The sequence below is a fragment of the Roseomonas sp. TF40 genome, assembly GCF_057219975.1.
In genome coordinates, this window is record NZ_JBXVVR010000007.1 from 18,818 (window position 1) to 31,257 (window position 12,440).

10 protein-coding genes are annotated in these 12,440 nt (G+C 69.6%); 7 read left to right on the forward strand and 3 right to left on the reverse strand.

Going from position 1 to position 12,440, the window contains the following annotated elements:
• The first annotated feature begins 258 nt into the window (after positions 1–258).
• Genes AC2D9U_RS18605 through AC2D9U_RS18635 form a run of 7 tightly spaced genes read left to right on the forward strand, consistent with a single transcriptional unit; the run spans position 259 to position 6,857 of the window.
• Positions 259–951, forward strand: coding sequence for a GntR family transcriptional regulator (locus AC2D9U_RS18605; protein ID WP_484751705.1), 693 nt, complete (start codon positions 259–261; stop codon positions 949–951).
• On the forward strand, positions 942–2,033 hold the full coding sequence (locus AC2D9U_RS18610) for an isocitrate/isopropylmalate dehydrogenase family protein (RefSeq protein ID WP_484751706.1): 1,092 nt from the start codon (positions 942–944) through the stop codon (positions 2,031–2,033). The genes AC2D9U_RS18605 and AC2D9U_RS18610 overlap by 10 nt, the downstream gene beginning before the upstream one ends.
• Positions 2,030–3,049: a Gfo/Idh/MocA family protein gene (locus tag AC2D9U_RS18615; RefSeq protein ID WP_484751707.1), complete on the forward strand. Its 1,020-nt coding sequence runs from the start codon at positions 2,030–2,032 to the stop codon at positions 3,047–3,049. The genes AC2D9U_RS18610 and AC2D9U_RS18615 overlap by 4 nt, the downstream gene beginning before the upstream one ends.
• A gap of 33 nt (positions 3,050–3,082) precedes the next feature.
• Entirely contained in the window at positions 3,083–4,093 is a 1,011-nt protein-coding gene (locus AC2D9U_RS18620; RefSeq protein WP_484751708.1) for a TRAP transporter substrate-binding protein, read from the forward strand.
• Positions 4,094–4,116: 23 nt separating this feature from the next.
• Positions 4,117–4,602 (forward strand): TRAP transporter small permease, encoded by a 486-nt coding sequence (locus AC2D9U_RS18625; RefSeq protein ID WP_484751709.1) that lies wholly within the window; start codon positions 4,117–4,119, stop codon positions 4,600–4,602.
• 9 nt (positions 4,603–4,611) lie between these two features.
• Positions 4,612–5,895, forward strand: a complete 1,284-nt coding sequence (locus AC2D9U_RS18630; protein WP_484751710.1) for a TRAP transporter large permease — start codon at positions 4,612–4,614, stop codon at positions 5,893–5,895.
• Positions 5,892–6,857: an SMP-30/gluconolactonase/LRE family protein gene (locus AC2D9U_RS18635; RefSeq protein ID WP_484751711.1), complete on the forward strand. Its 966-nt coding sequence runs from the start codon at positions 5,892–5,894 to the stop codon at positions 6,855–6,857. Before AC2D9U_RS18630 ends, AC2D9U_RS18635 begins: the two co-directional genes overlap by 4 nt.
• 71 nt (positions 6,858–6,928) lie before the next feature.
• Here the strand turns inward: AC2D9U_RS18635 and AC2D9U_RS18640 are convergent, their stop codons facing one another.
• From AC2D9U_RS18640 to AC2D9U_RS18650, 3 genes are read right to left on the reverse strand one after another with little or no spacing between them, the layout of a single operon-like run.
• Positions 6,929–8,743 carry an SLC13 family permease gene (locus AC2D9U_RS18640; protein WP_484751712.1) on the reverse strand — a complete coding sequence of 605 codons (1,815 nt, stop codon included), beginning with the start codon at positions 8,741–8,743 and terminating at the stop codon, positions 6,929–6,931.
• Between the two features lie 22 nt (positions 8,744–8,765).
• Entirely contained in the window at positions 8,766–10,595 is a 1,830-nt protein-coding gene (locus AC2D9U_RS18645) for an SLC13 family permease (RefSeq protein ID WP_484751713.1), read from the reverse strand.
• A gap of 22 nt (positions 10,596–10,617) precedes the next feature.
• Complete coding sequence (locus AC2D9U_RS18650) at positions 10,618–12,429, reverse strand: SLC13 family permease (protein ID WP_484751714.1); 1,812 nt, start codon at positions 12,427–12,429, stop codon at positions 10,618–10,620.
• Between the last annotated feature and the right edge of the window lie 11 nt (positions 12,430–12,440).

Consider the following 12,440-nt stretch of genomic DNA (forward strand, 5'->3'; position numbering starts at 1 on the left):
GAAGCAAGGGCCGTGGATGCGGCCCGCGTCACGCCGGAGGCGTGCCTTCGGCACGACGCGACTGAGGGGCTCAAGGGTGAAACCTTCGTGCGATGGGTATAGGGCGCCAGATTGGGCTTGCATGTGTGCGGCGTCGCGGTCATTAATGTATGCGTTAATCGATAAGGTAGCGCACTTGGTCGCCTCCTCCCCGCATCCCGCCGCGCTTCTGGCTGCGATGGCATGCCGCGCCCGCCCGGGCCGGCGCCAGCGCGGCGCATGAGCGGCCTTCCCTCCGTCCCGGCCGGCGCGGCGGCCGGGACCGCCTCGGACACCGCCTATCGGCGACTCAAGGCGATGATCCTCGACAACCTCCTGCCGCCGCACAGCCAGCACCTGGAAGCCGAGCTCGCGCTCAATCTCGGCATGTCCCGCACCCCGGTGCGTGAGGCCATGATGCGGCTTGCGCAGGAAGGGCTTGTGGCGGTCACGCCTCGCCACGGCATGCGCGTGCTGCCGATCTCCGCCGCCGACATGCGCGACATCTATGACGTGCTGGAGAGCCTGGAGCCAAAGGCCGCCGAGCTTCTCGCCCGCCGTCGGGTCGGCCCCGAGCAGCTCGCGCCCCTGCATGCGGCCTGCGATGCGATGGAGGCCGCCCTGTCGCGCGGCGACCGCCAGGCCTGGGCCGCGGCGGATGAGGCGTTCCACCGGCATCTGCTGGAATTGTGCGGCAACCGCCGGCTGGCGGCGATGGTCATGCAGGTCTGGGAGCAATCGCATCGCGCCCGCATGGTCACGCTGAACCTGCGGCCCCTGCCGGAGAAATCGACCGCGGAGCATCGCGCCATGCTGGTCGCGATCGCCGCCGGCGAGGGTGAGAAAGCCCATGAGCTGTTTCGCATGCATCGGCGCCGCGGCGGCGCCGAACTCATTGCCTTGATAGAACGGAGTGGTCTGGGATGGCTCTAGGCGGCAACAGCCTCAACATCGCGGTGATGCCCGGTGATGGCATCGGCGTTGAGGTGATGGATGCCACGCTTGGCGTGCTGGAGAAGCTCGCACGCCGTCATGGCCTGGGCCTGGCGCAGCAACGGCTGGAGGCCGGCGCCTTCGCCTACCAGGCCACGGGCACGGCGCTCAGCGATGAGACCTTCCGCCGCGCCGAGGCGGCGGATGCCATCCTCTTCGGCGCCATGGGCTGGCCCGGAATCCGCTACCCGGACGGTACCGAGATCGCCCCCCAGCTCGATCTGCGCTTCCGGCTCGGCCTCTATGCCGGGGTGCGGCCGATCCGCGCCATCCCGGGCGTGCCGCTCGCCCTGGCCGATCCCCGCGCCGCGAGGATCGACCTCGTGATCCTGCGCGAGAGCACCGAAGGCCTGTTCTGGGCGCGCGGCCGAGGCGAGGTGATCGGCGATGCCGAGGCGCGCGACACGATGGTGATCACCCGCGCCACCACCGAACGCCTCTCCCGCTTCGCCTTCCGCCTCGCCGAACGCCGCGCCGCGCGGCTGGGCCGGGCGCAGAGGGTGACGCTGGTGGACAAGGCGAATGTCTTCACCTCGCTGGCCTTCATGCGCCGCGTCTTCGACGATGTGGCGCGCGAATTTCCGCACGTGCCGGCCGGCCACCAGTATGTGGACGCCATGGCGCTCGACCTGGTGCGAAAGCCCTGGGACTACGACGTGCTGCCGACCGAGAACATGTTCGGCGACATCCTCTCCGACCTCGGCGCCGGGCTGATCGGTGGCATGGGCTATGCGCCCTCGGCCGATATCGGCGACACCCACGCGCTGTTCCAGCCGAGCCACGGCACGGGCCCGGACATCCATGGCAAGGGGCTGGCGAACCCCACGGCGATGATCCTCTCCGCCGCGCTCATGCTCGACTGGCTCGCGATGCGCGGCGCCGGCCAGGCCTGGAGCGACGCGGCCACGGAACTCGAGGCAGCGGTGGATGGTGCCTTCGCCGAAGGTCTGCGCAGCGCGGAGTTCGGCGGCGCCGGCACGCTGGATGTCGCACGCGCCATCGCCGAACGCATCCCGCGATGAGCCTGCGCATCGGCATCATCGGCTGCGGCTACTTCGCCCGGTTCCACCGCGAGGCCTGGTCGCGCCTGCCGGTGCGGGTGGCCGCCATCTGCGATGCCGATGCGACGCGTGCGGCGGCGGCGGCGGCCGAGTTCACCCAGGCGCAGGCCCTCACCGACGCAGACCGGATGCTGCAGTCGGTGGATCTTGACCTGGTGGACATCGTGACGCCGCCGGACACACATGCGGCGCTGGTCGAGCTGTGCATGAAGCGCGGCATTCCCGCGATCTGCCAGAAGCCGCTTGCCCCGGATTGGGCCACGGCGCTCGCCATCGTCGAGACGGCGGAACGCCATGGCGGCACGCTGATCGTGCATGAGAATTTCCGCTTCATGCCCTGGTTCCAGGAGGTCGATCGGCTGCTCCGCGCAGGTGCGATCGGTGAGCCGCTGGACATCTCCTTCCGGCTGCGCTCCGGCGACGGCCAGGGTCCGGATGCCTATCTCGCGCGCCAGCCCTATTTCCGCACCATGCCGCGCTTCCTGGTGCATGAGACGGTGATCCACCTGATCGACGTCTTTCGCCTGCTGTTCGGCGAGGTCTCCGGCGTCTTCGCGCGCCTGCGCACGCTCAACCCCGCGATCATCGGCGAGGATGCGGCAACGGTGATGTTCGCCTTCGCCGAGCCGCGTCGCAGCGGCATCGTCGATGGCAACCGTCTGATCGATCACGCGAGCCGCGACCCGCGCATGACCAATGGCGTGCTGCTGGTCGAGGGCACGGGCGGTCAGCTGCGCCTCGACGGGCATGGCCGGCTGTTCCTGCGCCCGCATGGCGGCGCCGAGGCCGAGCACGCCTATGCCTGGCAGGATCGGGGATATGGCGGCGATTGCGTGTTCCGCCAAAGCGAGGCCGCGCTCGCGCATGTCGCGGAGGGCGCGCCCGTGCCCAACACGGCGCGCGCCTGGCTGCGCAACATGGAAATCGAGGAGGCGATCTATCGTTCCGCCGCGGAGCGCCGCTTCATCGAGGTGTGAAACAACGACAACAAGACTGAGGGAGCAACGAGAATGCACATCACCACCACACGTCGCGCCACCCTTCTGGGCGGCGCTGGCCTGCTCGCCAGCCCGCATGTGGCGCGTGCGCAGGGCATCACCATGCGCTTCAGCCACACCGATGGCGGCACCGGCAGCCGCCAGGCGGCCGCCGAGCGCTTCGCGGCGCGCATCCGCGACCTGACCGGCGGGCGCATCAACGTCCAGGTCTTCCACTCCGGCCAGCTCGCCAATGACCCCCGCGCCATCGAGCAACTGCAGCTGGGCGGGATCGACTTCACGGTCTCCGGCACCGGCTCCTACGCGCCGCACCAGCGCTCGCTGAACCTCACCGCGCTGCCCTTCCTGGTCGACACCTATGAGCAGGGCTGGGCGCTCTACGATGAGGGGCGCTGGATCAAGGCGCAGTTCGACCAGCTGCCCGCCAAGGGCCTGCGCATCCTCTCGACCTGGGAAGCCGGCTTCCGCAGCTTCACCACGCGCGCGCCGCTCAACTCGCCGGCCGATGCCCGCGGGCTGCGCATGCGCGTCTTCCCCAACGACATGATCCGCTGGATCATGGAGGCCATCGGCTTCAGCCCGGTCGTTCTCCCCGTGACGGAAGTCTACCTCGCCATCCAGCAGGGCACGGTGATCGGCCAGGAGAACCCGATCGACACCATCCACTCGCTGCGCTTCTACGAGGTGGCGCCGCACATCACGCTCACGCAGCACGTCTACAGCCCCATTCCGCTCGCCATGGCCGAGCGCAGCTGGCAGCGCCTGAGCCCCGCCGACCGCGAGCATGTGATGACCGCGGCGCGCGAGGCCGCGACCTTCAGCCGCAATGCGGTGCGGGAGGCCGAGGCCGGGCAGCTGCGCGAGATGGAAGGCCGCGGTGCGCGGGTGAACCGACCCAACATCGCGCCGTTCCGCGAGTCGGTGCAGAGCGTCTACACCCGTGCCCGCGAGGTCTATGGCGCGGAGGTCGATGCCATCCTCGCCGAGGCCGAGGCGATCCGCCGCGCGCGGCCCGCCGCGTGATGCTCGCCTCGCCGCGAGGCGACATGCCGCGCGCCCTGCGCCTGCTGGGCCTGGTCATCGATGCCGCGCTGGTCTTCGCCTGCGCGGCGATGGGCACGCTGGTCTTCTTCAACGTGCTCTCGCGCTTCATCTTCAACATCGACGTGGCCTGGAGCGGCGAGTTGGTGACCTTCCTGCTGGTCTGGGGAAGCTTCCTCGGCGGCGCGGCGGCGGTGCAGCGCGGCGCCCACATGCGGGTGGGCGAGGTGATCGAGGCGCTGCCCCTGCGTGCGCGCCTGCTGCTCGAGGCGATGGTGCTGGTGGCGACGCTGGCGCTGCTCGTCTTCGTGGCGTGGTACGGCCTCGCGATCTGCCGGCGCACCTGGGCGCAGGAGACCACGGTGCTCTACTGGCCGCAGGGGCTGCTCTACGCCGGCATGCCCATCAGCGCCGTACTGGCGATGCCCTTCATCCTCCATGACCTTCTGGTGCTGCTCCGCGGACGGCTGCCGGACTGGTCCGACAGCTGAGGCGGTCCGATGTTCCTCGGCGTCATCACGGGAATCTTCTTCGCGCTCGCACTGCTCGGCGTGCCGCTGGTCTGGGCGCTGCTCGGCACGGCCGTGCTGTCCAACTTCACGCTCGACTTCCCCTATCCCGACCAGGCGCTGATGGTGAACTTCATCGGCGGGGTCGAGCCCTTCCACCTCGTCGCCGTGCCGCTCTTCATCCTGGCGGGCGAGATCATCAGCCGCGGCGGCGTGGGCGAGCGGCTGATCATCTTCGCCCGCACATTGTTCGGCTTCCTCCCCGGCGGGCTGGGCATCGTGACGGTGGTGGGCTGCATGCTGTTCGGCGCGGTCTCGGGCTCCGCCATCGCCACCGCGGCGGCGATCGGGACGGTCATGGCCCCGGGCATGGCGGCAGCCGGTTATCGCCCGGCCTTCACCGGCGCGCTGATCGCCACCGCCGGCACGCTCGGCATCATCATTCCGCCTTCGATCCCCATGCTGGTCTTCGGCTTCGTGGCCAACACCTCTGTGGCCGAACTGTTCATCGCGGGCATCGTGCCCGGCATCCTCTTCGGCGTCGCGCTGATCCTGGTCTGCATCTGGGAAGGGCGCAGCACGGGATGCGATCCGGGCGGGCGCCCGGCCTCGCGCGCCGAGATCACCACGGCCTTCCGCGCCTGTGCGCCGGCGTTGCTGATGCCGTTGATCATCCTGGGCGGCATCTACAGCGGCCTGTTCACGCCGACCGAGGCGGCCGCGGTCGCCTGTGCCTACTCGCTCTTCGTCGCGATGGCGGTCTATCGCAGCCTATCGCTGATCCAGCTGCCGGGCATCCTGCGCGCGACCATGGTGACGTCCGCGGTGGTGATGCTGGTGATCGGCGCAACCAATGCGCTGGCCTGGCTCATCACGCTCGAGCAGGTGCCCGCGCAGATGCTGGAACTTGTGCGCGGCATCGCGACGGAACGCTGGAGCTTCCTGCTGCTGCTCAACGTGATCCTGCTGGTGCTGGGCGTCTTCCTCGAGCCGCTGCCCGCCCTGCTGCTGGCCGTGCCGCTCTTCCTGCCGGCCGCCCAGGCCTATGGGATCGACACGGTGCATCTCGGGCTGATCTTCACCTGCAACCTCGCCATCGGTCTCTACTCGCCCCCGGTGGGGGGCACGCTCTTCGTCGCGGCGAAGATCGCGGGCGTGGGCATGGCCGCGATCAGCCGGGCGCTGCTGCCGCTGTTCCTCTCGAGCCTGGTGGTGATGGCGTTGATCACCTATGTGGAGGCGGTGCCGATGGCGCTGGTCTGGCTGGGACGATGATGCAGGTCGCGGATGCAAGCTTCCACGGCGCGGGGCTGGTGCGCCCCGAATGTGTGCTGGTCGCCCGTGACGGGGCCGTCTTCACCGCGGATTTCCGAGGGGGTGTGGCCGCACTGCACCCCGATGGCACGCATGATCTGATCACCGGGCGGATCGCGGACCTGCCGCAGGGTCTCAAGCCCAACGGCATCGCCTTCGACCGGGACGGCAGCTTCCTCATCGCTCATCTCGGCAGCGAGGAGGGGGGCGTCTTCCGCCTGACACGCGACGGCCAGGCAAGCCCCGTGCTGCGAGAGGCCGAGGGTATCGCGCTGCCACCCACCAACTATGCGACACGTGATGGGCAGGGCCGCCTGTGGATCACCGTCTCCACCCGGCTGATGCCGCGCGAACGCGACTGGCGCCCGGATGCCGCCAGCGGCTTCATCGTCCTGGTGGATGATCGTGGAGCGCGCATCGTCGCCGATGGCCTGGGCTACACCAATGAATGCATGCCCTCGCCCGATGGGCGGTACCTTTATGTGAATGAGACCTACAGCCGGCATCTCGCGCGTTTCGCACTGCGCGCGGACGGCACCTTGGGGCCGAAGGAACGGCTGATCGAATTCGGCCCTGGCACTTTTCCCGATGGCCTCGCCTTCGATGCCGAGGGCCAGATCTGGATCACCGCCATCGTGGCCAACAGGCTGCTGCGGGTGGATCCGCACCGCCGCAGCGTGACCTGCATGCTTGATGGCGGCGATGCGGCACATGTGGCCGAGGTCGAGGCGGCATGGCGGGCCGGCCGCATGACGCCGGCGATGATGGCACGCGCGGGGGCGAGCCCGCTCGGCAACATTTCCTCCCTTGCCTTTGCGGGACCAGGCCGGAAGGCCGCCTGGCTCGGCTGCCTGCTCGGCGAACGCATCATGCACCTCGAACTTCCCGTCGCCGGACATCCCCCGCCCCATTGGCTCTGGTAGCCACGGGTTTTGCGCCCGGGCGGGCTGCTACATCAATGTCTCTGCGGAACGAAGCCCTGCTGCGCGCCGCGTCAGAAGGGCCAGATGACCGGCACCAGGAAGACCGAGACGATGAAGAACCAGATCATCAGCGGCAGGCCGAGCTTCCAGTAGTCGCTGAAGGCATAGCCGCCCGGGCCCATCACCATCAGGTTCGTCGGCGTCGCGATGGGCGTGAGGAAGGAGGCCGCGGCCGCCACGCAGACCGCCATCAGCACCGGCATGGGCGAGACATCCAGGCTGGTCGCCGCCGCCACGCCGATCGGGATGACGATCAGCGCGGTCGCGGTGTTGCTGATGAGCTGGCCGAGGATCGCGGTGAGCAGGAAGAGCCCCGCCACCAGCGCATAGGGCCCGGCCTCGCCGACCAGGGTCACCAGCCCCTCGGCCATCAGCTTGGCCGCGCCGGTTTCCTGCATGGCGGTGGAGAGCGGCATCATCGCCGCCACCAGGATCACCGTCGTCCAGTCGATGGCGCGGTAGGATTGTTCCACCGACATCACATTCGTCAGGATCAGCGCGAAGGCGGCGAGCAGCCCGGCCACGGCCGGCGGCACGATGCCGGTGGCGAGCAGCACCACCATGCCGCCCAGGATGATGATGGCCTGCTTCGCCCCCATGCCGAGCGGCACGGCCTGGCGACGCACCACATCGGGCGAGTTCACCACCAGCACCTCGGGATCGGCGAGCTGCACATCCAGCGCCTTCCAGGTGCCCTGCAGCAGCACGGTATCGCCGGCCTGGAGCCGCGTATCGCCCTGGTCGAGATCCGCGCCGCCGCGCTGCACGGCCACGACGATAAGGTCGCCGCTCTCGGTCGCCATGCCGGGGTAGAAATTCTGCCCGATCAGCGCCGAGCGGGGCGGGATCATGACCTCGGCCAGGCCGACCTGCTTGTTGAACAGCGTCTCCTCGATCTCGCCGGCCGCCTCCTCCTCGCGGAAGGCGAGATGCATCTCGGCGGCGAGCCGGGCCGCATCCTCGGCGCTGCCGCGCAGCAGCAGGTGGTCACCCGCGCGCATCGGCTCCCCGGCCCAGGGCAGGCTGGCATCGCCCTGCTGCACGGACATCAGGCGCAGGCCCGGAAAGGCCGCGAGGTCGATGCTCGCGGGCAGCGCGCCAATAAAGGGCGAGGTGTCGCGCAGTCGCAGGCGGAACACGCCGTCCTGCAGGCCGTACTGCTCGACCAGCGTGCGCGCATGGCGGCTGAAATCGCGCGGCATGGAGGGGCCGGAACGGTGCGGCAGCAGGCGCTCGCCGAACAGGATGATGATGGCCATGGTGCCCAGCAGCAGCGGCACGCCGACGATGGTGAAGGAGAAGAAGCCGAAATTCCCCGCCCCCGCATCGGCGGCCGCGTTCTGCACCAGCACGTTCACCGGCGTACCGGTAAGGGCAAGCAAGGAGCCCGCATGGGCCGAGAAGACGAGTGGCATCAGCAATTGGGAGGGCGGGCGCTTCAGCCGCACCGCCATCACCACCACCACCGGCAGCAGCGCCGCCACCGCGCCGTTCAGGCTGATCAGCGCGGTGAGCAGCGCCACGAGCAGCGAGGTGAGCAGCAGCAGCCGCGTGCGGCTGTCCTCGCCCGCCTGGGCGATCAATTGCTGCCCGGCCCAGGCCGTCACACCCGCGCGTTCCAGCGCGGCGCTGACCACGAAGAGGGCCGCGATGAAGATCACCGCCGGATCGCCGAAGCCCGCCAGCGCGGCGGAGAGGCTCAGCACGCCTGAGCCCCAGAGTGCCAGCGACACGCCCATCGCCACCAGCACCACCGGCAGGCGGTTCCAGACGAAGAGCACGATGGCGGCGCCGATGATCAGGGCCGTGATGGTGATGTCGCTCATGCGGGCAACTCCGAAAGGATTCTCATAGCGGCAGCAGCCAGGGCACCAGGATCAGGCTCGCGGCCATCACGATGACGGTGAAGGGCACGCCGATCTTCACGAAATCGCCGAAGCCGTAATTGCCCGGCCCGACCACCAGCGTGTTCGTCGGCGAGGAGACGGGCGTCATGAAGGCGGCGGAGGCGGCGATGGCGATGATCATCGCGAAGGGATAGGGCGAGGCGCCGATATCCTGCGCCACCGCCAGCCCCACCGGGGCCATCAGCACCGCCGTCGCGGTGTTCGAGATGAACAGGCCAAGAGCGGCGGTGATGACGAAGAGCAGGCCGAGCAGCACATGGGCCGAGGCCTCGCCCGCCACCGCGGTCACCGCATCCGCCGCCAGATCCACGCCGCCGGTGCGTTGCAACGCCAGCGAGAAGGGCAGCATCCCGACGATCAGGATGATGGTCTTCCAGCTGATGGAGCTGTAGGCGCTGTTGAAATCGACGCAGCGCAGCGCGCCCAGCAGCAGGCAGCCGATCAGCGCCGCATGCACATTGGGCACCACGCCGCTGACCATCATGCCGACCGTCAGCGCCAGCACCGCCACGGCCTGGGGCGCACGGCTGGCGGCGGGCAGGACCTCTTTCAGCTCGGCCGGCAGGTTCAGCACGGCGAGACCCTCCACCCCGCCCTGCAGGCGGCGGATGTCGGACCAGAAGCCGGTCAGCAGCAGCGTGTCGCCGGCCTTCAGCCGCTCATCCCCGAGGTCGCGGCTGACCACCTGGCGGCCATGCCGCAGGCCGATCACGGTCAGCCCCGTTTCCTCACGCAGCCGCGCGCTGCGCAGGCTCGCGCCGATCAGGCTGGAATCGGGCGTAACGATGGCCTCGACCATGCCGATCTCCTGCGCATGGTCGGTGAAATGCCCGGCCTCGCCCAGCGGCAGGATCTCGAGGCCGTAGCGCGTGGCCAGCGCCGCGATCTCCACATTCGGCGCCACGACATCGAGCAGCAGCACCTGCCCCGCGGCGAAGACGTGGCGCGGGGCGGGGCTCAGCACCTCGGTCGAGAAGCGCCCCGGCTGCTCGATGGCCAGCAGCGTGAAGCCGGGCGCGGCATCCACCACCTGCTCCAGCCGCTGGCCGATGAGCGAGGAGGCGGGGCCGATCCGGACGCGGAAGGAATGTGCGGCGAGGTCGTATTGCGTCACCCAGTCGCGCAGGTTCGGCGCGCGGCTTGCGTCTTCGCCGCGGCCGCCGCCGGCGGGCAGCATCCTGCGCGCCACCAGCATATAGGCGATGCCCAGGGCCAGGATGGCCACGCCGAACGGCGTGAAGCTGAAGAAGCCGAAGCCCTCGCCCCCCTGGCGGATCAGCTCGGCATTCACCACCAGGTTCGGCGCGGTCGCGACCAGGGTCAGCGTGCCGCTGATCAGGGCGGCGAAGCTCAGCGGCATCATCAGCTGGCCCGGCGCGATGCCTTTCGACTGGCAGATCCGCAGCACCACGGGGATGAAGATGGCGACCACCGCCGTTCCGCTCATGAAGGCGCCCAGCCCGCAGACGGAGAGCATCAGCAGCACCACCAGCCGGTTCTCGCTGTCGCCGGCCTTCTCGTTCAGCCAATCGCCCAGGCGCCGCGCCACGCCGGTGCGCACCAGCCCCTCGCCGATCACGAACAAAGCGGCGATCAGCAGCACGGCGGGATCGGCGAAGCCGGCCAGCGCCTCATTGATCGTCAGCACGCCGGTAAAGGGCATCAGCACGATCATCAGCAGCGCCACCGCATCCATGCGCGGGCGATTGGCGATGAACATGACGATGGCGGCCGCCAGCAGCAGCAGCACGAGGGCGAGGTCGGTGTTCATCAGGAAAGGCCTTGCCCGGGGCTCAACGGAGCGGAAAGAGCAGCGGCACGACCAGCGTGGCCACCAGGAAGAAATAGCCGAACAGCGGCAGGCCGAGCCGCGCATAGTCGCCGAAGCGATAGCCCGCCGGCCCCTGCACCATCATGTTCGCCCCCGAGGCGATGGGCGTGAGGAAGGCCGCCGCCGTCGCCACCCACACCGTGATCAGCGCCGTGCGTGGTGAGACACCCACCTCGGCCGCGGCCAGCACGGCGATGGGGATGATGACCAGCGCCGTGGCCGATCCGCTCATCAATTGCGAGAGCACGCCCGCCATCAGGAACAGCCCGGCCAGCAGCGCCAGCGGCCCGGCATCGCCCACCAGCCGCACCAGCCCCTCGGCCAGCAGCGCCGCCGCGCCGGTCTGGTACATGGCGGCCGAGAGCGGCATCAGCGCGGCGATGGTGACCAGCGTGCTCCAGTTGATGGCGCGGAAGGCCTGATCCGCCGTCATCACGCGCAGCAGGATCAGCGCGATCGCCGCCAGCAGGCCGGTGATGACCGCCGGCATCACGCCGCTCGCGAGCAGGCCCACCATCAGCGCCAGCACGGCCAGGGCGCGCTTCGCCCCCGTGCCCATGGCGATCGTCTGGCGCCGCACCGCATCCGGATTGTCCACCACCAGCACGTCCGGGTCGTGCACCAGATCGTCCAGCGCCTGCCAATTGCCCTGCAGCAGCAGCGTGTCGCCGGCGGCGAGCCGCGTCTCGCGCTCGCGCAGATTGGCGCCGTGGCGCTGCACGGCCAGGATCACCATCTCCCCGTTCGGGGTGATCATGCCGGGGAAGACCTTCTCGCCGATCAGCGCCGAGCGCGGCGGCAGCACCACTTCGGCCAGCCCCGCGCTGGCGTTGAACAGCGCGGCGCGGATCGCCGCCCCGGCCTCCTGCCCGCGCAGCTTCAGCTTCTGCGCCTCGGCGAAGGCGGTGACCGCATCGAGCGTGCCATGCACCAGCAGCCGGTCGCCCGGCGCGAGCACCAGGCGCCGCGTCTCGTTGCCCTCGGCGTCGTGGATGCCGATGAGCTGGAGCCCGGCCTCGGCGCGCAGATCCACCCAGGAGCGCCGCAGCCCCGCCGGCACCGAGCCGGGCAGGACCTCGAGCTGATAGAGCTCCTCGAACAGGTTGTATTGTTGCGCCAGCGTGCCGGAATGGCGGCTGAGATCCTCCGGCAATTGCCGCCCGCTGCGCTCGGGCAGCAGGCGCTTGCCGTAGAGCACGGTGATCGCGACGGTGCCCCCCATCAGCAGCACGCCGATGGGCGACAGCTCGAAATAGCTGAAGCCGGGCTGGCCCATATCGACCAGCCGGGTCGAGATCAGCACCGCCACCACCGTGCCGGTCAGCACCAGGGTCGAGCCGGCATGCGCCGCGAAGGCGAGTGGCATCAGCAGTTGCGAGGGCTTGCGCCCCAGCCGCACCGCCACCAGCGTCGCCACCGGCAGCATCGCCGCCACCGCGCCCGAGATGCCGATCATCGCCGCCAGCGCGCCGGTCAGCGCCATGGTGAGAATCAGCAGGCGCCTGCGGCTCTGCCCCGCCTTGCGCACCAGGAACTGGCTGGCCCAGGCGGTGACGCCGGTATGATCCAGGCTCGCGCTCACCACGAAGAGCGAGGCGACGAACAGGATCGCCGGGTCGCCGAAGCCCGCCAGCGCCGCCGTCGGTTCCAGGATGCCCGTGGCATAGAGCGAGAGGGCGACGCCCAGCGTCACCACCGCCGCCGGGGCGATGTTCGTGGCAAGGCAGGCCACCATCACCGCGATGATGGTGAAGACGGTCGCGATGCTGCTCATCGCGCCGTTGC